The sequence below is a fragment of the Pseudoalteromonas sp. T1lg23B genome (assembly GCF_002964665.1).
Taxonomy (GTDB): Bacteria; Pseudomonadota; Gammaproteobacteria; order Enterobacterales; family Alteromonadaceae; genus Pseudoalteromonas.
Genome location: NZ_PQBZ01000002.1, coordinates 181,464 through 206,838, shown reverse-complemented (window position 1 = coordinate 206,838; position 25,375 = coordinate 181,464). Strand labels below are relative to the sequence as shown.

29 protein-coding genes and 1 pseudogene are annotated in these 25,375 nt (G+C 43.9%); 4 read left to right on the top strand and 26 right to left on the bottom strand.

Annotated features, from left to right (window positions below):
* Positions 1-10 precede the first annotated feature (10 nt).
* The 3 genes from trpS to rpe are packed head-to-tail and all read right to left on the bottom strand — an operon-like array spanning position 11 to position 2,386.
* Positions 11-1,015 (bottom strand): tryptophan--tRNA ligase, encoded by a 1,005-nt coding sequence (trpS, locus tag C2M32_RS01215; RefSeq protein ID WP_105166722.1) that lies wholly within the window; start codon positions 1,013-1,015, stop codon positions 11-13.
* Positions 1,016-1,036: 21 nt separating this feature from the next.
* Positions 1,037-1,702: an HAD-IA family hydrolase gene (locus tag C2M32_RS01210; RefSeq protein ID WP_105166721.1), complete on the bottom strand. Its 666-nt coding sequence runs from the start codon at positions 1,700-1,702 to the stop codon at positions 1,037-1,039.
* A 6-nt stretch (positions 1,703-1,708) separates the two neighbouring features.
* Positions 1,709-2,386 (bottom strand): ribulose-phosphate 3-epimerase, encoded by a 678-nt coding sequence (rpe, locus tag C2M32_RS01205; RefSeq protein WP_105166720.1) that lies wholly within the window; start codon positions 2,384-2,386, stop codon positions 1,709-1,711.
* Positions 2,387-2,571: 185 nt separating this feature from the next.
* Here rpe and C2M32_RS01200 point away from each other — a divergent pair, with 185 nt between their 5' ends.
* Positions 2,572-2,862, top strand: coding sequence for a hypothetical protein (locus C2M32_RS01200; protein ID WP_105166719.1), 291 nt, complete (start codon positions 2,572-2,574; stop codon positions 2,860-2,862).
* Between the two features lie 5 nt (positions 2,863-2,867).
* The gene (locus C2M32_RS01195; RefSeq protein WP_105166718.1) at positions 2,868-3,047 is read left to right on the top strand and encodes a DUF2970 domain-containing protein; all 180 of its coding nucleotides are present in this window, start codon (positions 2,868-2,870) and stop codon (positions 3,045-3,047) included.
* On the opposite strand, the gene C2M32_RS01190 is transcribed toward C2M32_RS01195, so the two are convergent.
* From C2M32_RS01190 to C2M32_RS01150, 9 genes and pseudogenes are all read right to left on the bottom strand, one after another.
* Positions 3,044-3,883, bottom strand: coding sequence for a Dam family site-specific DNA-(adenine-N6)-methyltransferase (locus C2M32_RS01190; protein ID WP_105166717.1), 840 nt, complete (start codon positions 3,881-3,883; stop codon positions 3,044-3,046). The genes C2M32_RS01195 and C2M32_RS01190 overlap by 4 nt on opposite strands.
* Positions 3,884-3,935: 52 nt before the next feature.
* Complete coding sequence (locus C2M32_RS01185) at positions 3,936-5,381, bottom strand: AAA family ATPase (RefSeq protein WP_105166716.1); 1,446 nt, start codon at positions 5,379-5,381, stop codon at positions 3,936-3,938.
* Entirely contained in the window at positions 5,381-6,451 is a 1,071-nt protein-coding gene (gene aroB, locus C2M32_RS01180; protein ID WP_105166715.1) for a 3-dehydroquinate synthase, read from the bottom strand. The genes C2M32_RS01185 and aroB overlap by 1 nt, the downstream gene beginning before the upstream one ends.
* Before the next feature lie 24 nt (positions 6,452-6,475).
* Positions 6,476-6,994 carry a shikimate kinase AroK gene (gene aroK / locus C2M32_RS01175; protein ID WP_070986397.1) on the bottom strand — a complete coding sequence of 173 codons (519 nt, stop codon included), beginning with the start codon at positions 6,992-6,994 and terminating at the stop codon, positions 6,476-6,478.
* Between the two features lie 162 nt (positions 6,995-7,156).
* Positions 7,157-9,190 (bottom strand): type IV pilus secretin PilQ, encoded by a 2,034-nt coding sequence (gene pilQ / locus C2M32_RS01170; protein WP_105166714.1) that lies wholly within the window; start codon positions 9,188-9,190, stop codon positions 7,157-7,159.
* Between the two features lie 19 nt (positions 9,191-9,209).
* Entirely contained in the window at positions 9,210-9,749 is a 540-nt protein-coding gene (locus C2M32_RS01165) for a pilus assembly protein PilP (protein ID WP_105166919.1), read from the bottom strand.
* Positions 9,749-10,353, bottom strand: a pseudogene (locus C2M32_RS01160) (type 4a pilus biogenesis protein PilO). The gene C2M32_RS01165 and the pseudogene C2M32_RS01160 overlap by 1 nt, the downstream one beginning before the upstream one ends.
* Positions 10,354-10,376: 23 nt before the next feature.
* On the bottom strand, positions 10,377-10,949 hold the full coding sequence (locus tag C2M32_RS01155) for a PilN domain-containing protein (RefSeq protein WP_105166713.1): 573 nt from the start codon (positions 10,947-10,949) through the stop codon (positions 10,377-10,379).
* Positions 10,937-12,016, bottom strand: a complete 1,080-nt coding sequence (locus tag C2M32_RS01150; protein WP_105166712.1) for a pilus assembly protein PilM — start codon at positions 12,014-12,016, stop codon at positions 10,937-10,939. Before C2M32_RS01150 ends, C2M32_RS01155 begins: the two co-directional genes overlap by 13 nt.
* A gap of 133 nt (positions 12,017-12,149) precedes the next feature.
* Between C2M32_RS01150 and C2M32_RS01145 the strand changes: the two genes are divergently transcribed.
* Entirely contained in the window at positions 12,150-14,594 is a 2,445-nt protein-coding gene (locus tag C2M32_RS01145; RefSeq protein WP_105166711.1) for a penicillin-binding protein 1A, read from the top strand.
* Between the two features lie 51 nt (positions 14,595-14,645).
* On the opposite strand, the gene metL is transcribed toward C2M32_RS01145, so the two are convergent.
* Together metL and metB are read right to left on the bottom strand one after the other, a co-directional pair.
* Positions 14,646-16,994, bottom strand: a complete 2,349-nt coding sequence (metL, locus tag C2M32_RS01140) for a bifunctional aspartate kinase/homoserine dehydrogenase II (RefSeq protein ID WP_105166710.1) — start codon at positions 16,992-16,994, stop codon at positions 14,646-14,648.
* Positions 16,995-16,998: 4 nt separating this feature from the next.
* Positions 16,999-18,222, bottom strand: a complete 1,224-nt coding sequence (metB, locus tag C2M32_RS01135) for a cystathionine gamma-synthase (protein WP_105166709.1) — start codon at positions 18,220-18,222, stop codon at positions 16,999-17,001.
* Between the two features lie 281 nt (positions 18,223-18,503).
* Between metB and metJ the strand changes: the two genes are divergently transcribed.
* Positions 18,504-18,824 carry a met regulon transcriptional regulator MetJ gene (gene metJ, locus C2M32_RS01130; protein WP_105166708.1) on the top strand — a complete coding sequence of 107 codons (321 nt, stop codon included), beginning with the start codon at positions 18,504-18,506 and terminating at the stop codon, positions 18,822-18,824.
* Between the two features lie 78 nt (positions 18,825-18,902).
* Here metJ and C2M32_RS01125 read toward each other — a convergent pair whose 3' ends face one another.
* The 12 genes from C2M32_RS01125 to rpsJ all read right to left on the bottom strand — a co-directional run bounded on the left by C2M32_RS01125 (position 18,903) and on the right by rpsJ (position 25,247).
* Positions 18,903-19,856 carry a sulfite exporter TauE/SafE family protein gene (locus tag C2M32_RS01125; RefSeq protein WP_158678070.1) on the bottom strand — a complete coding sequence of 318 codons (954 nt, stop codon included), beginning with the start codon at positions 19,854-19,856 and terminating at the stop codon, positions 18,903-18,905.
* Between the two features lie 426 nt (positions 19,857-20,282).
* Entirely contained in the window at positions 20,283-20,540 is a 258-nt protein-coding gene (gene rpsQ / locus C2M32_RS01120) for a 30S ribosomal protein S17 (RefSeq protein ID WP_070986407.1), read from the bottom strand.
* Complete coding sequence (rpmC, locus tag C2M32_RS01115) at positions 20,540-20,731, bottom strand: 50S ribosomal protein L29 (RefSeq protein WP_105166706.1); 192 nt, start codon at positions 20,729-20,731, stop codon at positions 20,540-20,542. The genes rpsQ and rpmC overlap by 1 nt, the downstream gene beginning before the upstream one ends.
* Positions 20,731-21,144 (bottom strand): 50S ribosomal protein L16, encoded by a 414-nt coding sequence (gene rplP / locus C2M32_RS01110; RefSeq protein ID WP_070986409.1) that lies wholly within the window; start codon positions 21,142-21,144, stop codon positions 20,731-20,733. Before rplP ends, rpmC begins: the two co-directional genes overlap by 1 nt.
* Before the next feature lie 13 nt (positions 21,145-21,157).
* Positions 21,158-21,859, bottom strand: a complete 702-nt coding sequence (gene rpsC / locus C2M32_RS01105) for a 30S ribosomal protein S3 (protein ID WP_070986410.1) — start codon at positions 21,857-21,859, stop codon at positions 21,158-21,160.
* A 12-nt stretch (positions 21,860-21,871) separates the two neighbouring features.
* Positions 21,872-22,204, bottom strand: coding sequence for a 50S ribosomal protein L22 (gene rplV, locus C2M32_RS01100; RefSeq protein WP_058031283.1), 333 nt, complete (start codon positions 22,202-22,204; stop codon positions 21,872-21,874).
* Between the two features lie 12 nt (positions 22,205-22,216).
* A complete protein-coding gene (gene rpsS, locus C2M32_RS01095) occupies positions 22,217-22,495 on the bottom strand; it encodes a 30S ribosomal protein S19 (protein ID WP_010561269.1) in 279 nt (92 codons plus the stop codon).
* 16 nt (positions 22,496-22,511) lie between these two features.
* Complete coding sequence (gene rplB, locus C2M32_RS01090) at positions 22,512-23,336, bottom strand: 50S ribosomal protein L2 (RefSeq protein ID WP_070986411.1); 825 nt, start codon at positions 23,334-23,336, stop codon at positions 22,512-22,514.
* A gap of 17 nt (positions 23,337-23,353) precedes the next feature.
* Entirely contained in the window at positions 23,354-23,656 is a 303-nt protein-coding gene (gene rplW / locus C2M32_RS01085) for a 50S ribosomal protein L23 (protein WP_070991183.1), read from the bottom strand.
* On the bottom strand, positions 23,653-24,255 hold the full coding sequence (gene rplD, locus C2M32_RS01080) for a 50S ribosomal protein L4 (RefSeq protein WP_070986413.1): 603 nt from the start codon (positions 24,253-24,255) through the stop codon (positions 23,653-23,655). Before rplD ends, rplW begins: the two co-directional genes overlap by 4 nt.
* 17 nt (positions 24,256-24,272) lie before the next feature.
* Entirely contained in the window at positions 24,273-24,908 is a 636-nt protein-coding gene (gene rplC / locus C2M32_RS01075) for a 50S ribosomal protein L3 (RefSeq protein ID WP_105166705.1), read from the bottom strand.
* 27 nt (positions 24,909-24,935) lie between these two features.
* Positions 24,936-25,247 (bottom strand): 30S ribosomal protein S10, encoded by a 312-nt coding sequence (gene rpsJ, locus C2M32_RS01070; RefSeq protein ID WP_005495349.1) that lies wholly within the window; start codon positions 25,245-25,247, stop codon positions 24,936-24,938.
* Between the last annotated feature and the right edge of the window lie 128 nt (positions 25,248-25,375).

The following is a 25,375-nucleotide window of genomic DNA, read 5'->3' as shown; positions in this document are numbered from 1 at the left end:
ATACAAAAACTTATGGACGAGGAATAAAGCCAACTGCATCATAGACCTTTTTTAGAGTCTGCTGTGCACGCACGCTCGCCTTTTCAGCACCTTGTCGCATAATATTATTTAATAGTGTTTGGTCTTCTCGAATCGCTCTAAAGCGCTCTTGAATTGGCTCAATCATCGCAACCACCGCATCAGCGGTGTCTTTTTTCAAGTGACCATACATTTTATCTTCGTACTCAGGTACTAACTCTTCAACAGTCCGTTTTGTCGCCACAGACAATAGAGTCAACAAGTTTGAAACGCCCGGCTTTTCATCTCTATCAAAATAGATACGTGCCTGTTCATCCGAATCAGTGACCGCTTTTTTTAACTTTTTCTCTATTTTCTTTGGCTCATCCAACAGCATAATAAACGCATTTGGGTTGTCGTCCGACTTTGACATTTTCTTTAATGGGTCTTGCAGGCTCATCACGCGAGCGCCAAGCTCAGGGATGTAAGGTTCGGGTATCGTAAACACTTCACCGTATAAATTGTTAAAACGTGTCGCGATGTCTCTGGTGAGCTCTAGATGCTGCTTTTGATCTTCACCGACAGGAACCTGATCTGCTTGATATAACAAAATATCAGCAGCTTGCAATACGGGATAAGAAAACAATCCAACGTTGACATTATTCGCATGTTTAGACGATTTATCTTTAAATTGCGTCATGCGATTTAGCTCGCCCATTTGCGCATAGCAATTAAGCACCCATGCTAGTTGCGCATGCTCTGGCACTTGTGATTGTACAAACAGCGCAGCCTTTTCTGGGTCGATACCACACGCCGTATACAATGCAATACCATCCAATACTCGCTCTCTGAGTAAGTGAGGTTCTTGGCGAACAGTGATTGCATGCAAGTCAACTAACATAAAGAAACTTTCATGATCTTGTTGTAAGTTAAGCCACTGGTTAATGGCACCCACATAATTGCCTATCGTCATACCACCGGTTGGCTGAATGCCACTTAACACTACTGGTTTAGTCATGATGTTCCTTTATTTAATATATTATCGCTGAGTTAAAATGGGGATTATATCTAAGAAATCACCACAGAGGTACTGCGGATTAAGATCTTGTAAATTGATCCCTTGGTGATAACCATAGGTTAAGGCTATCGCATCAATGTTGGCGTTTTGGGCGGCCACAATATCACTTTTTGAGTCTCCAACCATCACCACATCTTTGGGCTGCAACCCCAAAGCAGTACAGGCATTTAACAGCGGTTCAGCCGCTGGCTTTTTGCAGCCATCATCACCACAAATCAATACCTTAAAGTGTGAGGTTAACTTGAGCGTATCTAGTAAAGATTCTGTAAAAGACCGATCTTTATTCGTAATCAATGCCTTAGGAAATCCCGCTAGCGCGGCTAACCCAGTTTCAACATGAGGATATAAAGTAGCGTATTGCCCTGCCAGTTGCCCATAATGACTTCTGAAAGTCTGTATGGCAAGGTCAATTAAAGCCGCTGGCAGCTCCGGGTTAACCTCAACGCTACCACTGAGCCCTCTTTTTACGAGTGTATCAATTCCGTTCCCAACCCAACTACACACTTGAGCATAACTAACAACTGGAAAAGCAACCTCGGTCAATGTAAGGTTCAATGCAATGTACATATCTTGAGCACTATTTACTAACGTGCCATCTAAATCAAACAAAACACCTTGATAACGCATTACTTGCTATACCTTTGCCAACTCTTCGCGCATTTGTGTGATCACCGCTGCATAATCCGGTTGATTGAAAATCGCCGATCCTGCTACAAACATGTCAGCGCCTGCTTTTGCAACCTCTGCAATGTTTTGTGCTTTGATGCCACCGTCAACCTCTAAACGAATATCTTTGCCGCTGGCATCAATCAATGCTCGAACTTGACGAAGTTTATCTAAAGTTTGAGGTATGAAACTCTGACCACCAAACCCTGGGTTAACCGACATCAATAAAATGACATCCAACTTATCCATAACATAATCTAAATAATGCAATGGAGTTGCGGGGTTAAACACTAGTCCAGCTTGACAACCATGCTCTTTGATTAAGCCAATAGTCCGATCGATATGTTCGCTAGCTTCTGGGTGAAAAGTAATGATACTTGCCCCTGCTTTGGCAAATTCAGGAATGAGGGAGTCCACTGGTTTTACCATCAAATGCACGTCAATTGGTGCTGTGATACCGTACTCTCTCAACGCCTTACATACCATAGGACCAAACGTTAAATTAGGTACATAATGGTTGTCCATTACGTCAAAGTGAACGACATCCGCGCCCGCCTGCAATACCCTCTCTACGTCTTCTCCTAAACGTGCCAAATCAGCTGATAAAATAGATGGTGCGATTAAATAGTTAGATTTTTGCTGCACAATAAAGCCCTTGTTCCTCGGTGTTATCAAGCCTACTTTACCTTATTTTGCAAGTTCGACACAGCATTAAAGTCTACGTAATGAACGGTTGTTCCGCCCAAAGTCCCAAGTCTGGCCACTTTTCGTTTGTTTAGTGAACAATTATTGTGTACTATCTAATGATAACCGTTAGGTGGAGTAATATTATGTTGGGTCAGCTTAAAACACGGATGCTTGTGCTTGGTGCAATTGTGGTTATGTCTGTGGGTGTATTATCCCAAGACGAAGACACGACTGCATTAACCAAATATGATAATTGCACATGTGAAACCTCACAAAACAGTGATTCTAGATACTGCAGACAGGAGTCTGAGGTAAACTGGTATTCTTGGTTTAGAGGCGAAAGCGGTAGCGCACAGTTTCATTATTTAGATTTACTCGAACTGCTACTTGGCTCAGATCGAAAGAGTGATGGCCGTTTAGCGCCTAATCTATAACCTAGATGAATTTTCTTAGAGTGGTACAAAGTGTGCTCGCGGCGTTATTTGGCGTGCAAAGCGACAAAAAGTATCATGAAGATTTTGAAAAACCTAAAGCCCTACCTTACCTCATCGTTGGGATTATCTTAGTCACGACGTTTGTTATTGTACTAAGCGTTATGGTTAACTATATCGCTTCTTAACGTTTAGACGTATTGTACATCGCCATTAACTCATTCACTTTGTTTCTGCCTGCACCTTTTGGGCTGATAGTCCGTTTCACCTGAATAACATCTAACTGAGCTTGACTGTATATTTTTCTCGTCCAAACGGTGTCATGATTTGATATCAACACTGGCGTTTTATGTGAAAAGGCCGTTTGCTCAGCAAGGTTCGCTAAGTTAGCTTGATCATCTAAATCAAACCCACCTTTTGCGTACGAGGTAAACGAAGCAGTCTTACTTAGAGGCACATACGGTGGATCACAGTATACCACTGCATTGCTTGGCAGTTTCCTGAAAACATCTGCATAACTTTGGCAAGTGAAGGTCGCTCGCTGTGCTTTGTTAGCAAATGCATATAGCTCTTTTTCTGGAAAATAAGGACGTTTATATTTACCAAAGGGTACGTTAAAAATACCTTTTAAATTATAACGACAAAGACCATTGTAGCCGTGACGATTCATGTATAAAAATAGTACCGCTCGCTCGTAAATATCAATACTTTCGTTAAACTGCAAGCGATACGCATAGTATGCGTCAGGGTGATTATTGAGCTCAACAAACAGCTTTTTAGCATCACTAACAAACTCTTCCGGCTGACGCTTAAGCTCGTTGTATAAGTTAATTAGGTCAGCATTAATGTCATTTAAATAATAATGCTTAAAATCTGTGTTTAGAAATACCGATCCAGCTCCAACAAACGGCTCGACTAACGTATCGGCATCTTGACTTGCGACTTTCAATCGTCGAGCAATATCTTCAACCAAACTGTATTTACCACCTGCCCATTTAAGGAAGGCCCGAGTCTTTTGCTGCATGCTGATTCTATTTATAAAAATTGTGGGGCGATCTTACACTAAAAGTCGATAATTACCGAGTGGACTGGTTAATTTCCTGTTTTATTTTATCCACTTTTTTGAAAAATGGCTGACCGCTCAAGACTTCCTCAGGAAGAGCCGATTTAATCACCTTAGCCTCTTCCAACGACGCATACGGACCCAATACAGCTACCCACCAGGGACTGTTGGCTCGCATCATTTGATAGACCTTCACATCGGTTAGCTTGTGTAAGGCGATAAACTCGATGGCCACCTGCGCATCTTTTACAGCCAAAAGCTGAACAACCCATTCATTATCATTTCTCGTCAAAAACCACTCACTGTCGTCTCGTAGCTGCACAGCCTTAGGTTGCACACTCACTTTAGGAGCTTCTTCATCTGCTGCGATGTCGACTTTTGTGTCAGCTTTTATTGAATGTTCCTCAGGTTGTGGCGATGTTACCAGTTCATTTAGCCTAGCACTGTCGTCCACTTTTAAAGAGTCGGTTGCAACTTGTGGTAATTCAACATCGAGCGCTGACACTATCGCCTGAATGTCCTGCTGACTTTGCATCTTCTCTTTAAGAGCTGTATTAGGTTGCTCTGTCATCGGCTCAGGGGCGATGTGAGCACTTGTGTGTTCCTTGTTCTGAGTTTGAAGGGCCGATGATATCTCTGCGCCGACACTGCTCTTTTGCTGCGCTTCTGTTGATATTGCTGCCGCCGTTGGCAGCACCGTGTCAACGTCATTGTTTTGCTGCGTTTCGGGAAGGAGTGCCACTAACTCTTTTTGATATATAAACGCGACCATTAATAAAGCTAATAGCACGCTAAACAATGCAAGATGCCAAGAGGTTTTTATTGATTTGTTCTTTTGAGGTCTTAACTCCACTTGCTGTTCATTTTTCCATTGTAGCAACAGCGCGGGATTACCTTGACATGCTTTCAAAAACGTTTGAAATATTGGATCTTCTCGCATAGGTAGCTGCTTGAAAAACATGCTCATCAGCTTGACCGATTCCATCGAAGATAATGGTTCTAGATGAATATCCAGTGCGTTAGGCAGCATGTTTGGCGCTTGTGCGGTGACTAAAATATACAGGGTTGTTGGCGACTTTTTCGCGAGCAAAGCAAGTTCCGCTGCCATTTCTTCTGACAAATGCCTTGCCCCATCAAGTACCCATAGACAGGGACCACAAGGGTTTTGCCGATATAAATTAAAAAAGTTCTGACTTAAAGTTAGGTTGTGATCAACCAAAGGCCCACGAAAGCTATGTTGTAGTAGCTCAGTCATCAAGTCCACATCTTTGGTTGAGGCTGATAGCTGAATAAAAGCTTTATTAAATTCGGGGTATTTATCGGTAATAAAAGACTCTGCAATATAACTTTTGCCTAAGCCAGAAGGCCCGACCAAGCAGATAAGGTTCTGCCCATATTCAAACTGCAAAGCAATACGATCCACTAAAGCAGATCGACTAGGTAAAATTTGCGACTGCATCAGCGGCCTATTAGCAAACTCACCGTGTCATCAGACACATCATCCACTAAGGCACATGTACCCAAAGCCGTTGGTACGATAAAACGAATCCGCCCTTGCTTATTCTTTTTATCTTTACGCATGTGCGCTAGAAACTGTTGAGCTGTCATATCCGTGGGCACCTCTGTAGGTAACTGATAACTGGCTATCAATGCTTCAATCCTAGCAACTTCCGCGCCAGTTAAAGCTTCTCGTAACGCAGCCAGTTTAACCGCAAGCATCATACCTGCAGCGACGGCTTCTCCATGCAACCAATTGCCATACCCCATTTGCGCCTCGATGGCATGACCAAATGTATGGCCCAGATTTAACAACGCTCGCTGTCCTGCTTCCGTTTCATCCTGTGCCACAATCAGCGCCTTTATTTGGCAACAACGATATATCACTTGCATCAATACATCTTGCTGCAAGCTCGATAATTCGTCGTGTTTCTCTTCCAACAAGGTTAAGAACTGAGCATCATAAATAAGGCCATACTTGATAACCTCAGCCATTCCTGCTGCAAACTCTCTAGCTGGAAGGGTCGCCAAACTATCAGTATCAATGAATACCGCTTTTGGTTGATAAAAAGCCCCTATCATATTCTTGCCCAGAGGATGATTGACAGCGGTTTTTCCACCCACCGAAGAATCCACTTGGGACAATAGGGTTGTCGGTATCTGAATAAACGGCACACCACGTTGATAACAAGCGGCAACGAAGCCCGTTAAATCACCAATAACACCACCACCAAGCGCAATTAAACAGGTATCACGACCACAGTTATTCTGCAATAAGAAGGCATTGACTTGCTCAAACGAACTTAGCGTTTTGTATTGCTCACCGTCAGGTAAAATGAAATGTAATGGTTCGTAACCATCAAGCGCACTTAAAAGACCATCTAGATATAATGGTGCTACGGTGTGGTTGGTGATGATGACAGGACGGCATTGGCCAATATATTTGGTCAGCCGCCCAGCATCAGCTAGTAAATTTTGGCCTATGTAGATAGGATAGCTTCGCTCGTTTAAATCAACCTTCAACTCAAGCATCTATCCCTCCTAGGCTATCAAAAATTAAAAATCTAGCTTTTCTATGATTTGATTAGCAACAACCTTTGCACTTTGCTCATCGGTGCGTACTACAAAGTCTGCTACTTCTTTGTACAGAGGTTCACGCTCCTCTGCTAAACGCTCTAGTACATCGCGCGGCGCCTCTTCTGTTTGCAGCAGAGGACGACGTTTGTCACGTTGTGTACGAGCAACCTGCTTTTCAATCGGTGTTTCTAAGTAAACAACAATGCCGCGTGCCGATAACTTGTTACGCACCTCTTTGCTTACCACAGATCCGCCACCGGTAGCTAAAACTATACCTTGCATTTCTGTCAGATCTGAAATTACGCTTTCTTCACGTACTCGGAAACCTTCTTCGCCTTCAAGATCGAACACCCAGGCAATATCTGCCCCAGTACGGCGTTCAATTTCTTGATCCGAGTCGAAAAATTCAAGGTGTAATTGATCAGCAAGGTGACGACCAATTGTGCTCTTACCAGCCCCCATCGGGCCTACTAGAAATATATTACGTTTCTCAGCCATATCTTTTTAGTACTAACGAACTCTAAAATTTGAAATAAAACCCCGCCTAACGACCTGGCCCCAAAATTAAGGAGGGGATTATCTCAGTAATCCACGAACGATTTCAAGTCAAATAGTATAAAAAGCAACTACAGTACGTAAATTCGTTCAACTATGTAGCAATTACTGATTGTCCAGCATTATTTTTGGGGTCACAAAAATCAGTAATTCTTTTTTCTCGTTTATTTCACGTGTATTTCTAAACATTGCACCCAAGTAAGGAATATCACCCAATAATGGGATTTTGCTTACCGCACTGGTAATTTCTTGTTGATAAATTCCACCTAGCACCACCGTTTGGCCATTATCGACCAGCACCTGTGTTTGAATTTGCTGGGTGTTGATGGCAACAGCTGGACCATTTGGTGTCTGTACATTATCACCCCGAGTGTCTTGAGTGATCACTAAGTCTAGAATAATTTTATTATCTGGTGTTATTTGTGGGGTCACTTCCAAACTCAACACAGCTTTTTTAAAGCTTACTGAAGTTGCTCCGCTGGATGCCGCCTCCACATAGGGGATCTCTGTACCTTGTTCAATACGTGCTTTTTTCTGGTTCGCCGTAGTAATACTTGGCGTGGCAATGATTTCCCCTTTATTTTCTTGCTCTAAAGCTGACAGCTCGAGATCAATCAAGGTGCCATCTGCAAGTTTAGCAATATGCATTCCGATGGTGCCCGCGGACGTACCCGCTACAGGTAGGTTTACGTTTAGACGATTTGCCAAGTCTGGGATCTGACCATTTGAAAGTTGCTCAGCACCGGTCAAATTACCAGAAATGGCATCGGTGTCCTGCTGATCGCTAAATCCCCAGCGTACGCCTAAGTCTTCCTGTACGTTGTCTTTGACAGTAACCATGCGAGATTCTATTCGTACCTGCTTCACTGGCACATCCAGTGTTTCAACCATGCGACGAATACTTTCTATACTGCGTGCGCTGTCTTTAATCAACAAAGTATTGGTGCGCTTATCTACAGATACGCTGCCTCGTTCGCTCACAATACTATTGATGTCAGTCTTCAATAAATCTGCAAATTCTTCAGCTTTAGCATAGTTTAGTTGAATATATTCACTATATAGAGGCTCTAAATCTTCGACTTGCTTACGCGCTTGTAACTCTTTCGCTTCGCGAGCTGCCAACTCCTCTGATGGCGCAACCATAAGAATAGAGCCATCCATTCGCTTATCCAAGCCTTTGATTCTTAATACCACGTCCAGAGCCTGATCCCAAGGAACACCATCCAAGCGCAAGGTGATATTGCCGGCCACAGAGTCACTGGTCACTAGGTTAAAATTATTTGTATCAGCAATAATCTGTAACACTGAGCGCACAGGTATATCTTGAAAGTTCAGCGTGATAGGTTGGCCTTGATAGTTTTTACTTAAGCCGAAACTACGCTCTTCCGTATCTTTTTCCACGGTTAGAGTAAAAATATTGCCTAACTGCTGATAGGTGTACTTAAAAGCACCATTTGGTTCAACAACCAAACGGCTTTTGTTGCTTTCTCTGAAGGTTTCAACTCGACTGACAACCGTACCAAAATCCAATACATCCAGTTCGTAAAGGAGATCATCAGGAATCTCGATATGATGGAAGTCAGCATAAATTTTACCCCCGCGTTCTTGCACATCAATGGCTGCCTGCGGGTTGTCTAAAAATGCCAATACTTTAGCTTCCCCCTTCTCACCACGTCTAAAGTCTATAGATTGGATCTGATTTTTGTTTGCATTGGCTACCATGTCATCTTCAGACGCAATCGGGTTGTCTGATACCAGTAGGTAAGTGATATTATTCTTAACGGACGTTTTATAAAGCTTCAATCGCTCCATATTCACGGTCACCGTGAGCCCCTCATCGTTTAAGGCACTCTCGATAACGGTAATACCCGCTTTGTTGACTTCCAGTGACTTGAGGCTTTCTTCAAACTCAACACCGGGGAAGAATAGCTCTAGTCGCGCAGGTTCTGTTAAAGCCTGAACTTGAGGTTCTATTGCCAGCTGCTCATCAAACACCAGCTCTAGTTGTGTTTCGCCATCTGGTATTGGGTTATAGCGAACATCGTAGAGCATAGGAAGTGCATAGCTCCAGCCTGTCATCATAAGTAAAAAGCTTAAAAAGACGCCTTTAATGCTCAATTTATTCCCTTGAAGGGTCATATTCACACTACCTTTGTTGTTATTCACTCGCGTCGCTCTCTTGTACTTCACGGATTTCTACCCGCGACAAACGTTCTTTCCAGCAACCGCTACCATCGGGGATAAGTTCTAACAACTCTATAAATCCCGGCTGCACATTTATCACCTCTCCGTGGTACAGCCCCATGTACTGACCACGTTTAACTTTATATAACCCTTGATCTGAAGCCTTGATCAACGCCCATGTGACATTCTTAGTTGCTATTGTACCTTTCATTGACAAAGTGTCTATGGGGTACTTTTCTAACGGATCCCTTGCTCTGTCAGGGTCCGGATGTAAACAGTTTTGAACTTGAATCATTTTGCTTTCAATTACTTCAGGTTCCGGTGCCACAAATGGGCTTCGCAAATTGTGTGCAGTATACGCAAAGTGAGTAAAATCCCGCATATGCGGTACAGGCTCAACTTGTGGCGTTGCACTCGCCTGAATCTGGTCGATAAACTCTTTTTGCTCGGCCGTATCATCATTACAGCCTGCCAACAGTAATAATATGACAACTGGCCAAATACCGTCCTTCATCATGGCTGGTCACCCTGCCCATAACGATAAGTCTTAGCAACAACACTAAATATCAAATTATTGTTGCCCGCATTTTCGATTCTAAAGTCATGTAAACTAACAATACGTGGCAGCTGTGCCACCTTACTCACAAATTCACCAAACTCATGGTAAGTACCTATTACTTCGAGTTTTATTGGCAACTCTGTGTAAAACTCTTTTTTGTTTTCCGACAACCAGCCAATCTTTAAGAATGTTAATCCACTAGATGTGCCAACATAGGTTAAATCATCTAACAACCCCGGCGTTTCATTTGACGAAGGTAACTGACGCAATAGCTGTGCAAACTGCGCTTCCATGTCTTTCATCTGTTGGCGATATAAATCAAGGTTGTTGGCACGAGCATATTTAATTCTATAGCTGTTGCGCAACTGAGCTTCTTGTTTTACCGCGTGTTCATAGCGATTAATTGATGTTGAGACTAATAGGCTATAACCCACTGCAAAGGTGATCACGACCACCAGCACACAACACATCAACTTAACAACAAACGGCCCTCACCAATGTTATCAAGTTCGATCTCATTCCAGTCTATGTTTTGTAATGATTTTAAATCAAAGTTCACTATATAGTCTCACTGGTAACGAATTACTGGACACGTGCGTTGGTGTCTATCTCACGAAACGGCTTTACGTAAAAATGCATAGTAAAGTCGCTCAATAAGCGAGAGTTTTGTTCACCAGTGACAATGCCCTGAATGGTTGGTCGCTCAAGTAAATAGGAGCTTTCAACGCCACGTAACATTTGTGACAGGCGATTATTTGATTCACTTCGCCCAACCACTTTAATCAAGTTTTCTTTGCGCTCTAAGCTTGTTAAGTAAACCCCTGCAGGAACAACACGCACTACTTCGTCAATAATCTGCGTCCCCAAATTACGATTACTTTGTAGCTCTTCAATCAGGTTTATTCGCCGTTGCAAGTTTTCCTTTTGTTGGCTCAAGTCGTTGATCTCTACAATGCGGCTATCCAATTTGGCCACTTCTGCACTCAAGTAATTATTTTTCACTTGCTGCCCCGCAGTTAGGCTGTCGTAAAATGAACCGATCAAGTACAAAATAAACATCACCACAACAATATTAACCGCAATGATGGTTAGAAACCTTTTCTGAGATGCTTGTCTGCGTTGCTCACGCCAAGGTAATAAATTTATATGTGGCATGAAGAAAAACTCCTCAATGCGAGCCCAGTGGCAACCGCAAACTGTGGTTTATGTCGCTCCAGCACATTACGGTCTACCTTTGGCGCTATCTCCATATCGGCAAATGGGTCTGCAACAATAGTATGAATGCCTAATTCTTCAATTAACAATCTATCGAGACCTTCCACTAATGCCGTGCCACCCGTTAGTACGATATAATCCACCTGATCTTTACCACTGCTGGTCATAAACATCTGTACCGCTCTTCTGACTTGCTGCAACAAAGCGGTTTGAAACGGAGCTAGCACTTCAAAAATATAATTAGGAGGCAGGTCGCCCGTTGTTTTAGCAATCTCAGCTTCATCAAATGATTTGTTGTAATAAGCAACGATACTATTTGTGTACTGCTCTCCACCAAACACTTGGTCACGGGTGTAAATTGTTTTACCTGACAGTACCACACTCACCAAACTGATCACCGAACCAATGTCAAAGATGGCGACGGTTTTATCAAAAGCATCAGCTGGCAGCTGCCCGTATAAGACACTTAATGAACGACTCAAAGCATAGTTTTCAACATCCACCACTTTTGCTCGCAACCCGCCTTCTTCTAGCGCCCCTACACGCGCTTCAACGCTTTCGGTACGTGCGGCTGAGAGTAATACATTCATCTTGGAAGGATCGGCTTCATTCACAGAAATTTTTTCAAAATCAATACTCACTTCGTCTAGTGAGTACGGAATCAAGCTGTCAGCTTCAATCGCTATTTGCGACTCTAATTCAGCATCGGTTAATGCCACATCCATAAAGATCACTTTCGTGATTACGGTTTGGCCAGACACAGCCACTGCCGCAAACTGAGTCAACCTTGGGATACGCTTTTTAATTTTGCCTATCACTCGACCTATCGCTTCAATATCTTGAATCGCACGCTCAGAGATCGCTCCTTTTGGAACTGGCTCAATAGCTGCCGCTTCGACTCGGTAGCCAGCCTCTGATTTTGATAGCAGCACAGCCTTGACACAGTGAGAGCCGATATCAATACCAATCATCATTGGAGCTTGCTTCTGGAATAAATTACTGAGCATGCGTGTGGTCTTTACCCTTTGTTTTAACTTTGAACAAGTTATAATTATAACGACAAAAAATATTAATCGTTTTTTATTCAAGATATACTAGCAGTGTCTACCTATAATTGGGAGTCTAACTAGGGAACAATCCGTGACTTTATTGAGAAGAGCAATACAATTTTTTATCGTTATGAGCATTTTGGCTCTGCTAACGTTAATCAGTCTTTATTACTATGTCAAATCAGATATACCAAGCGTAGAAGTGCTACGTGACGTACAGCTGCAAACCCCTATGCAAGTCTTTACTCAAGATGGAAAACTGATCAATCAATTTGGTGAAAAGCGTCGTATTCCAGTCAAAATCAAAGACATTCCAACTCCCATGCTGCAAGCCTTTTTAGCAACCGAAGATAACCGTTTTTATGAACACTTTGGTGTTGACCCAATCGGGATTATCCGCTCTGCATTAGTCCTGATCAGCACCGGACAAAAGAAGCAAGGTGCCAGTACTATCACCATGCAATTAGCACGAAACTTCTTTTTAACCCGTGAAAAAGCCTACATCCGCAAGGTCAAAGAGATTTTTATTGCGCTTCATATTGAACAATTATTGAGTAAAGACGAAATTCTTGAACTGTATTTAAACAAAATCGAACTCGGCAATCGAGCTTTTGGGATCGGTGCAGCAGCACAGGTCTATTATGGCAAGCAATTGCACGAGCTCTCCTTAGCCCAAATGGCAATGATAGCAGGCTTACCCAAAGCTCCGTCGGCACTGAACCCAATCCGTAATCCCACACGTGCCAAATTGCGCCGTAACGTAGTTTTAGGTCGTATGCTCAATGAAAAGTATATTACCAAAGCACAATATGATGAAGCCCGAAGAGCACCGATCAGCGCGCGCTTTCACGGTGCCGAAATTGAGCTATATGCGCCCTATATCGCGGAAATGGTGCGTAGTTACATGGTCGATACCTATGGCGAAGATAAAGCGTACAACAGCGGCTTTAAAGTGTTTACGACCGTAGAGTCATCGATACAAAAAGCGGCACAACAGGCATTGATTAACAATCTGCACAACTATGATATGCGTCATGGCTTCCGTGGCCCAGAGCGTATCCTATGGAGCCCAGAACAGCCCTCGTTGAGCACAAACGAAATTTTAGATGCATTAAGTGCCGTTAAAGAAATTGACCCTCTTAAAGCGGCTGTAGTGGTGGACGTCACTGAGCAAAGTGCTACTGCACTATTAAAATCTGGCGATTACATAACTCTGCCATGGTCGGGTTTAAAGTGGGCGAGAGCCTACATTTCAGATACTCGTCAGGCTTTACCACCAAAAACAGCAACAGAGATCCTCACGCCGGGAATGCAAATCTGGGTACGTCAACATGAGCAGCAATGGCAACTCAGTCAGTATCCCAGACCAACCAGTGCTTTGGTATCAATGGACCCTCAAAATGGCCGAATAAAAGCTCTTGTTGGCGGATATAGCTTTGCACAAAGCCAATATAATCGCGCCACTCAAGCGAAGAGACAAGTCGGCTCGAATATTAAACCTTTTATTTACTCCGCTGCATTTGAAAACGGCTACACCTTGGCAACTATCATCAATGATGCCCCCATCAATCAGTGGGATAAAAGTGTGGGCGTAGCATGGCGTCCGAAAAATAGTCCTGAAGTGTATAACGGACCTATTCGTATTCGCAGAGCATTAGCACAGTCTAAAAACGTGGTTTCAGTACGGCTACTCAAAGGAGTCGGACTTGAACGCACCGCCGATCACCTACTGAAGTTTGGTTTTCAGGATCAAGATATTAACCGCAGTGAATCATTAGCGCTAGGTAGTGCTGCCATTACTCCTTTAGAAATGGCACGAGGAATGAGCACCTTCGCTAACGGTGGGCACCTGATAGAACCGTATTTTATCCAGGAGCTGCAAGATGCGTTTGGTAATACGTTAGGCAAAGCAGAGCCTCTGCTCGCCTGTGATGAACAGCAATTAGAAACTGGGCCACAGCGCTGTGCACCAAGGGTGATCTCCGAGCAGAATGCCTTTTTAGTCGCCAGTGCCATGCACAGCGCCATTTGGGGCGGTGGTAGTTGGCGTCATAAAACAGGCTGGACAGGCACAGGTTGGCGCGCACAATCATTAAAACGACGTGATTTGGTGGGTAAGACCGGCACCACTAACGATTCGGTTGATACATGGTTTAGTGGTTTCAATCGTAATGTGCTGACCACGGTCTGGGTGGGTTTCGATGATGCCGGCAAACCGCTCGGTCGTGCAGCATATAACGCCAATCTCGGTAGTAATCAGATTGTAGGGGCTGAGTCAGGCGCAACGACGGCACAACCCGCATGGGTTGAGTTTATGCAAGTCGCATTAGCCGACCAACCTTTGGCACCCATTGAGCCGCCGCCAGGTTTGATCTCTACGCGTATTGACTTAAAAACAGGGCTTTTAAGCAATAAAAATGACCATACTAGTCGCTTTGAATACTTTGAATCGGGCACTGCCCCTACAAAATACGCGTTAGATGAGGATAACAGCACACCGTTTGACGACGAATCGATACGCGAAGAGCTATTTTAACTATCAAAAAAAGGCGATAGAGATATCGCCTTTTTTGTATGCTCATATTATTCACTTAAGCCTTTGTGTCAGCCAATATAAATCAGAGTGGATCCCCGCTGCAGTAACCTCTTTACCTGCACCTGGACCTTGTAGAACCAGCGGATTACGCTCATACCATACACTCTTGATGACAAAAATATTGTCGCCTGGCGTCAGGTGTGCGATGGCTGAGTGTGTTTCTACAAAGGCAATGCCCACTTTAGCGTGAACGTTTCCTTGCTCATCCAACCGCAATGAGCCTGTGTAACGTAGTACTTTATTTTGCGCCTTCGCCTGCTGATATTGATCAGCATAGAAAATATCTAGCTGTTCTCGACGTGCTAAAAACTCTTCCCAGCTGCCATCTGCCATATCTGTAGGCATTAATGGCTCTAAGGCGATATCTTCTAGGTCTAATGTTAAGCCGATGTCACGCGCCAGAATAAGGAGCTTACGCTGCATATCTCGACCAGATAAATCTTCACGAGGGTCAGGCTCGGTATACCCCATAGCCTGGGCTTGTAAGACCAATTCAGAGAACGCTGTGGAGCCATCAAAGCTACTACACAACCATGATAATGTCCCAGAAAACACACCTTCAATCTGCGTTATCTTGTCGCCACTATGCTGTAGATCCGCTAAAGCAAAATTAATCGGTAATCCCGCCCCCACACTGGTGTTATAACGCCAATGCAGGTTGCGTTCGCTCAGCTGCTCGCGTAGCTGCTGGTACCAAGCATTATCAGCTGTACCAGCGTACTTATTAGCACTAATCAAATGACAATCTTGTTTGATAAACTGAGGGTAAAGTTGGCTAAATGCTTCACTGGCGGTGATATCAATCACCACCTTGTGTTCGTAGTCTAATTCACCGATACGCTCAACTAACTCGGCATTACTATACGCAATGGCTTCATTTTGCCATTGTTGCTGCCAAGTATTGATTGCAATTCCACTGGCGGAAAATAACATGCGCTTAGAGCGAACCAAAGCGACCACTTTAACATCGAACTGCTGTTGTAGATGCGCAACCTGATGCTGGCATTGCTCTACAAATACTTCACCCACATTGCCTAAACCGGCAATGATCACAGCAAGCTCGCGGTCTTTATTCACTAATTTATCATGCAATACCGCCAACACATCGCTATCAATCGCCTGATCAGTAAGAAATAACACATACTCATCATCACAATGCGAAAATCTCACTACCACATTTTGTTCATTCAATAGCAGTGTAGCCTGTGACTGTAGCTGAGCAATATCACTTGGTGCAGCGACCACAGCAAAACCTTGCAGAGCGCTTTCCACAATATTCGCTCGCCCTGACAGTGCTTGAAGTACCGCGTGTGTATGGGCAGCAGGTACCAAGATGAAGCACTCTCCTTGGGCATTAAAGTGATGAATGCTGTGCTGTATCAGCTGACTCAGTTCGCCTACTTCACCTTGTTGCAGAGCATCCACTCGAATTAAATCTAAATCTTCAAAAGTCGTGATAAAACGCTTTGCTTTACTATAACCTTCTTTGACAATTTCTGTTGGCGCAGCCTCCACGTCAAAGCTGCTGCGTACTCGTAATTTAATCTTGGTATTTTTCAACGGTGATAGAGTTTTCGCATGTAGCACAGGATTGCCCAAACGAGCCAACAAGTTAGCCTGAGACCTACATACCTTTGGATATTTAATGGCACTGGCTACTTTGCGTGGGTCGGTACTAAACACCCCTTGTGTATCGGTCCAGATTGATACCGCGTCAGCATCAAGATAACTGGCAAGCAAAGTTGCGCTATAGTCGCTACCATTGCGACCCAGTGTCACAGTGTTATGCTCAACATCACTGGCGATAAAACCTGTGACCACGTACAACACATTCCCTTGTAACTGCTCTTTGCACGCCTGCTTATTTTGTTGATGTAACAGCTGACCATTATGCAAAGTAAACAACCCTCTTGCATCAATATGTATAGCTGCAAACCCTAGCTGTGTTAAAAGGTGTGCCAAGATTCTCGCTGACCACAATTCTCCATGTGCAAGCAAGGTGGCTTCATGTAGCACACCTTGTTTAGCCTGATCTGTGATAGTTTTTAGCTCACCGTCTAACTGCGCAAGTAAATCCCTGCGCGTGTGACCCACAAATAAGGCTTCAATTAATTCACTCTGGTGGTTTTCCACCTGTAATAAAATATCACTGAATCCCTGATTGTCGTCTTGCTTATAGCTTTGCCACAGCTTTACTAAGGTATTAGTGGTTTTGCCCGCGGCAGACACCACAACACAATCACCAGCTAAACACTGGCCCAACACTATTTGCGCAACGGCTTGATAACGCGCGGCAGAACTTAAGCTTGAACCACCAAATTTATGTACTACTTTTGTCATCGTCTTACCACAATGCCGTATGAGCCGGCGTTAACTTAAATGCTTTGCCTTCATCTGATGCGTGCGCAGAACCAGGCTGTACTTTTGCAAAAGCTTGTTCAAGATCGTTAACTAGATCTTGTACATCCTCAATACCAACAGAAATACGGATCAAGGTATCCCCTACACCAGCCTCCAAACGGGCTTGCGGTTCCATTCCAGCATGAGTCATGGTTGCAGGATGACATATCAAGCTTTCAACCCCACCCAAAGACTCTGCCAATGAAAATTGTTTTAGGCTGGTTAAGAATGCTGCAGAGTCTTTAAGGCCCCCTTTGATATCAAAGCTCACCATTCCGCCAAATCCTGATTGCTGTTGCTTTGCGAGCTCATGCTGAGGGTGAGATTCTAAGCCTGGATAATAAACTTGGCTCACATAGGGTGACTGTTCAAGATATTTGGCAATAACCAGTGCATTTTCTTGATGCTGCTTTAAACGAACGTTTAGCGTGCGCAATCCTCTCAAGGTTAAGTAGCTGTCAAAAGGCGCCCCCGTAATGCCGATATTGTTCGCCCACCAAGCAAGCTCTTCTCCTAATTCAGCGGTTTTGGCAACCACCGCCCCACCAACAACGTCTGAGTGTCCATTGATATATTTGGTTGTAGAATGCACCACAATATCCGCACCAAGTTTGATTGGATTTTGCAATACAGGAGACAAAAACGTATTGTCGGCTGCAACCAGCGCCCCAGCTTGCTTGGCGACTTTTGCCACTGCGGCAATGTCCGTTAATCGTAAAATAGGGTTGCTTGGCGTTTCTATCCAAACTAACTTAGGCTTTATCGCAAGTATCTGTTCATAACTTTGTGCTTGAGTGAGATCTAAAACAGCCAATTTCAGTAAACCACGCTTTTGTAACGAGGTGAACAAACGGTAGCTGCCACCATAACAGTCGTGGGGGATCACCAAGGTATCATCATGATTGAGCAACTGAGTCACCAAGTGTACGGCTGCCATACCTGTTGCAGTAATAATGCCTCGCTCTGCGCCTTCTAACTGCGCCAATGTTTGCGCCAAAATGTCTCGGTTTGGGTTACCACTACGACCATAGTCATAATCACGTTTGGTATCAAAATCAGCAAACGAGTAGGTCGTAGACAAATATAGCGGTGGCACAACGGCACCATGATGTTTATCAGCATCAATGCCATAACGTACTGCGATGGTAGACTTTTCACTCTCACTCATATCATCACCTAGATAGTTGGATGTTTAGACGTCTAAAAGGTTAGATGATCAAAAGGTAGAAGTCAAAACATTTATACTGCTACATGGCTATTTAACTAGTATTTGACTATCTTTTTTAAACCGATAAAATTTCGCCACTTAACAAATTAGTATTGCTAATAAGACTGCGTTTTTGAATAAACTATCATAGGTACTCTTGGTAGTTTGTGCCACATAGTTAGTAAACGCGTTGACGAACCCAGTCTTATTAGCATTCCCAACACTGAGGCAATAACAACACTATGGCTAAATGGAATGGTGAGTATATTCACCCTTATGCAGAGCACGGTAAAAAATCTGAACAAGTAAAAAAAATTACCGTCTCTATCCCGCTAAATGTATTAAAAGTATTAACTGATGAGCGCACTCGCCGTCAGGTAAATAACCTGCGCCATGCCACAAATAGTGAGCTATTGTGTGAAGCTTTTTTACATGCTTTTACTGGCCAGCCGTTACCCAGCGATGAAGACTTGCGTAAAGACAACCCAGAAAAGGTGCCTGAAGAAGTACGTAAGATTATGGAAGATATGGGCCTTGAAGTGCCTGTTATCAACGAAGAGTAATAGCAATAACTCAGCCCTGGTGATTCCATCAGGGCTCATTTATACACCCAACATCGTGCTTTGCTAGCTGATACCACCTTAACTTTGGTCACTTATGGCCCTCGCTTTAGCTTTCACTAATAGCAATAAAAAAACACTCAATTGCAAACAACACAGTACCGCCACCTCCACTGGCTTCAGGGGTAACAAAAACAGGGAGCTACACGATTCGAGCAGAATAACCAGAACAATAAAACGCACTATCAGTGATGCATTGAGCTTGGTAAGTATGTATCCACCTAAAGGCGCTCCTATGGCAACAATTGGTGCTGCAAAAAACCAACTTTGTAGTACAAATTCAGAAGGTTGATTGCCAAGCATAAAGAACATCAATGACCCCAATAGTGCATTAAGTGCCATAAAAGTGACTGTGGTAGGGATCATATGCTTAGCTTGACTCCCAAGTAACAGCACGTAATAAAAGAACAACAAGGTGTCCGCTCCACAGCCCAGATAGCCCGTTATCAGTCCCCCAAAAAATGTGATTAACGCAAAGGCCCCTAGCCGTTTCAGCGTGACAGGAGATAACACAATAGATTGCTTATCGTATACGAGCAAGAGTGCGACCAGCACCAAAAAGCAACTAAAAATATACTTTAACAACAGCCCATCTGTTAGTACCAAGGTCACCGCACACAGTTGCCCTAAAGTAGCATAAACTAAGCCTCTCGCAATTGTTGTCCAATCAATGAAAATGCGTCTGCTGATGAAATACAGTGTCGCAAAAGACATACCTATTGATTGAATAAATAAAGAAAAAGTACGCGCATCATAGGGACTAACTTGTAATACTTTCGTAAAGACTGGAAATGCAACGGCCCCTCCACCTAACGGCGTTGAGCCTGCAACAAAAGATCCAAATAACATCGTAAGACTGGTTTTCCAACTAGACAACAATGCTGTCATGTCCCACCATAGCAGAAATGAGATAAGCCAGATGCCAGCGGTCAAAACTAGAGCAAGCCAAAAAGTATGATGACGATGATACTGCATGTTAAGAAAAGTTCCCAAGCACTGACGCATAACGACTCGCGTTTTCACTTACTTTTACGGAGCCAATAAATATAAACCCGCGGCATAGGGCCGACGCCACAGTATCATATTTACACACAACTAAAAATAATCCCGTTCCTAGCAATATTCTAAATCGGCAAAGTGATCATCAAGGTTCTGCTGCAACTCGCATCAGCGCCAACAGTATTCATACCCGACCTATCAAATTTTATTGGCCAAGTGGCCGTTAGAAGTCTTATCAGGTTGATGTTAACACTTATCTCTCATCAAATACGCATTAGAAATAGGCTGGTTAATAGGCTCTTACGGCAGAGCTCTTTTACTTTGGAGTGTCAGAAAATGCAAAAAGCCCCGACCAAGGCCGGGGCTTTTGAAAACAAAGTTTAACTTAGTATAAAACTAAAATTAAGCTTGCTTAGGACGTGAAACTACTTCAACTAAAGTCCATGATTTCTTTTTAGAAATCGGCGCACATTCACGGATAGTAACTGTATCGCCTGCTTTAGCAGTGTTGCTTTCGTCGTGTGCGTGCAACTTAGTTGTACGCTTGATGAATTTACCATAGATAGGGTGCTTCACCTGACGCTCGATAGCAACAACGATAGATTTGTCCATCTTGTCGCTTAGTACACGACCTTGAAGAGTACGGATCTTATCGCTCATTATGCACCTGCCTTCTGGTTGATAACCGTTTTAACACGCGCTATTGCGACGTACTCTTTTTTCAGCTCGTGAGTTTGAGCTAGCTGACCAGTGCTTACTTGCATGCGCAGGTTGAACTGCTCACGTAGTAGCTCTAGAAGTTCAGCATTTAGCTCTTCTACGCTTTTGTCTTTAAGTTCGCTAGCTTTCATCACATTACCGTCCGAGTTACAAATGTTGTTTTGAAAGGTAATTTACGAGCAGCTAGGTTGAATGCTTCACGAGCAAGCTCTTCAGAAACACCTTCCATCTCGTAAAGTACTTTGCCTGGCTGGATTTCAGCAACCCAGTACTCAACAGAGCCTTTACCTTTACCCATACGAACTTCAAGCGGCTTTTCAGTGATTGGCTTATCTGGGAATACACGGATCCAGATTTTACCTTGACGCTTGATGTGACGTGTCATAGCACGACGAGCTGCTTCGATTTGACGAGCAGTCATACGACCACGACCTGTTGCTTTCAAGCCGAAAGAACCGAAGCTTACTTTGTTACCGCTGTTTGCAAGACCACGGTTGCGGCCTTTATGCACTTTACGGAATTTTGTACGTTTTGGCTGTAACATTAATCGCTACCTCTTACTTAGCACTTTTTTTGGCTTTCTTCGGCGCACGTTTAGCTGGCTTCTCTTGCTCTTGAACTAGTGGTAAACCACCAATTACTTCGCCTTTGAAGATCCAAACTTTAACACCGATGATACCGTAAGTGGTTAACGCTTCAGAAGTTGCATAATCGATATCAGCACGTAGAGTATGTAGAGGTACACGACCTTCACGATACCACTCAGAACGTGCGATTTCTGCGCCGCCTAGACGACCGCTTACTTCAACTTTGATACCTTTAGCACCAATGCGCATTGCATTTTGTACCGAACGCTTCATAGCGCGACGGAACATAACACGACGCTCAAGCTGAGATGCGATGCCATCTGCAACTAATTGTGCATCTAGCTCTGGTTTACGTACTTCAGAAATGTTGATCTGAGCAGGTACACCCGCAATCTTTGTTACAGCTTGACGAAGCTTTTCAACGTCTTCGCCTTTTTTACCGATAACAACACCAGGACGAGCTGTGTGAATTGTTACACGGATTGATTTAGCTGGACGCTCGATAACGATTTTAGACACAGAAGCTGCTTTCAATTCCTTAGTAAGGTATTGACGCACTTTGTGATCGCCAAAAAGCTGTGCAGAGAAATCTTTTGTATTCGCGTACCAGGTAGAAACCCAAGGTTTAGAGATACCTAGGCGAATACCAGTAGGATGAACTTTTTGTCCCATTACTTATATCTCCTAGCTATCCGAAACCACAACAGTGATGTGGCTTGTACGCTTAAGGATGCGGTCAGCGCGTCCTTTAGCACGTGGCATGATACGTTTCATTGTAGGACCATCGTCCACAAAGATCGTAGCTACACGTAGCTCATCAATGTCAGCACCTTCGTTGTGCTCTGCGTTCGCAATAGCAGACTCAAGTACTTTTTTAACTAATACAGCCGCTTTCTTTGGGCTGTACGCCAGGATTTCTAGAGCGCGATCTACCGGTAGTCCGCGGATCTGATCAGCTACTAGACGTGCTTTTTGCGCCGAACCAGAGGCGAATTTGTGTTTAGCTAATGCTTCCATCATACCCTCCGATTAACGTTTCTTAGCTTTCTTATCCGCAGCGTGACCGCGGTAAGTACGTGTAGGTGCAAATTCACCTAGTTTGTGACCGATCATTTCGTCCGAAACAAATACAGGGACGTGCTGACGACCATTATGGACTGCGATGGTCAATCCGATCATATTAGGGATGATCATTGAACGACGGCTCCAAGTCTTGATAGGCTTCTTGTCACCGCTTTCCAACGCCTTCTCTACCTTCTTCAGCAAGTGTAGGTCAATGAATGGACCCTTCTTGAGAGAACGTGGCATGGCAATTCCTCAACTATTACTTAGTACGACGACGTACGATTAATTTATCAGTACGCTTGTTCTTACGTGTTTTAGCACCTTTGGTAGGCTTGCCCCATGGAGACACAGGGTGACGACCACCAGAAGTACGACCTTCACCACCACCGTGTGGGTGATCAACCGGGTTCATGGCAACACCACGAACTGTCGGACGAATACCACGCCAGCGGTTAGCACCTGCTTTACCTAGTGAACGAAGCATATGCTCAGCATTGCCTACTTCACCTAAGGTAGCGCGACAGTCAGATTCAACCTTACGAACTTCGCCTGAACGAAGACGTAGAGTCACATATTGACCTTCACGTGCTAGGATTTGAACGTATGCACCAGCAGAACGTGCGATTTGAGCACCTTTACCTGGCTTTAATTCTACGTTGTGTACAGTCGAACCTACAGGCATATTACGCATTGGCAATGTGTTACCAGCTTTGATTGGTGCATCAACACCAGACTGGATTTGATCGCCAGCTTTTAAGCCTTTAGGTGCAATAATGTAACGACGCTCACCGTCTGCATATAATACAAGAGCGATGTTTGCGCTACGGTTTGGATCGTACTCTAAACGCTCAACAGTAGCAGGAATGCCATCTTTAGTACGTTTAAAGTCAATTACACGGTAGTGTTGCTTGTGACCACCACCGATATGACGAACCGTGATACGACCGTTGTTGTTACGACCACCTGATTTAGAGTTTTTCTCTAAAAGCGGAGCGTATGGCTTACCCTTGTGTAGATCAGGGTTAACCACTTTAACGACGTGACGACGACCCGCAGAAGTTGGTTTACACTTTTGAAGTGCCATAATTCTAACTCCCCTTATTACTCGGCGCCGCCGACAAAGTCTAGCTCGCTACCTTCTTTAAGAGTAACGTAGGCTTTCTTCCAGTCTGAACGACGACCGAAACGCATACCAGTACGCTTTGTTTTACCCTTAACATTCAAAGTACGAACACCAGTTACTTCTACTTCAAAAAGCTTCTCAACTGCAGCTTTAACTTCAGCTTTAGTTGCATTTTTAGCTACTTTGAAAACAATCGTGTTGTTCTCTTCAGCAGCAATTGTGCTTTTCTCAGAGATGTGTGGAGCAAGAATTACTTTTAAAAGACGTTCTTCACGGATCATGCTAGCGCCTCCTCAAGTTGCTTAACAGCACCTGCAGTAATAAGTACCTTATCGAAAGCGATTAGGCTTACTGGGTCGATACCAGCTACATCACGTGTGTCAACCTTATAAAGGTTACGTGCAGAAAGGAATAGATTCTCATCTACTTCTTCAGTCACGATAAGCACGTCTTTAAGCTCAAGCTCTTTAAGCTTAGCTACTAGCTCTTTAGTTTTAGGTGCTTCTAAACCGAAGTTTTCAACAACTACTAAACGCTCTTGACGAACAAGCTCAGACAAGATGCTCTTAATCGCACCGCGATACATCTTACGGTTAACTTTTTGGCTGTGATCTTGCGGCTTAGCTGCAAAGCTCACACCACCGCTGCGCCAGATTGGGCTGCGGATTGTACCAGCACGAGCACGGCCAGTACCTTTTTGGCTGAATGGTTTCTTACCACCGCCTCTTACTTCAGAACGTGTCTTCTGAGCACGAGTACCTTGACGAGCACCTGCTGCATAAGCAACAACTACCTGATGTACTAATGCTTCGTTAAACTCACGTCCAAAAGTAGCTTCGGAAACTTCAAGCGCACCAGCGCCTTTAATTGCTAATTCCATCACTAAATCTCCAGGACTTATGCTTTAACAGCTGGTTTAACGATAACGTTACCGCCGATAGCGCCAGGTACTGCACCTTTAACTAAAAGCAGGTTACGCTCAGCGTCAACACGTACTAGTTCAAGGTTCTGAGTAGTTGTTTGCACATTACCCATTTGACCAGCCATTTTCTTACCTTTAAACACCTTACCAGGTGATTGGTTTTGACCGATTGAACCAGGAGCACGGTGAGACAAAGAGTTACCGTGTGTAGCGTCTTGCATGCTGAAGTTCCAGCGCTTAACACCACCTTGGAAACCTTTACCTTTTGAAGTACCAGTTACGTCTACTTTGCTTACGTCGTTGAATAGTTCAACAGTAAGTTCAGCACCTACTTCAAAATCGCCTTCACCACCATTTAGGCGGAATTCCCACAGGCCACGACCCGCTTCAACACCAGCTTTAGCGAAGTGACCCGCTGCTGCTTTGTTTACACGGCTTGCTTTTTTCTCGCCTGCAGTAACTTGAAGCGCTTCATAACCGTCTGTTGCGTCAGATTTGATCTGAGTAACACGGTTAGGCGTCGCTTCGATAACTGTCACAGGGATAGATACACCATCTTCAGTGAAGATACGTGTCATACCCACTTTACGACCGACTAGACCTAATGCCATTTTCCTAAAACCTCTCTAATCTTCCGATTAACCCAGGCTGATTTGAACATCAACACCAGCAGCAAGGTCTAGGCGCATTAGAGCGTCTACAGTCTTATCTGTTGGTTCTACGATGTCGATCAGACGTTTGTGGGTGCGGATTTCATACTGATCACGCGCATCTTTGTTTACGTGCGGAGAGATCAATACAGTAAAACGTTCAAAGCGCGTTGGTAGTGGGATTGGACCACGTACTTGAGCACCAGTGCGTTTCGCAGTTTCCACGATTTCCGCCGTTGATTGGTCAATCAAACGGTGGTCAAAAGCTTTTAGGCGAATACGAATGCGTTGATTTGACATTCTTAAACCTCAATTAAAAGAGCATTTAAAAAGAGCATAAAAAAACCACCAGAACGAAATAAATACTAATTCGCCGGTTGTCTTCTTATTTCTACCATTGAATTCCAAATCGGAATTCCTGTTTAATT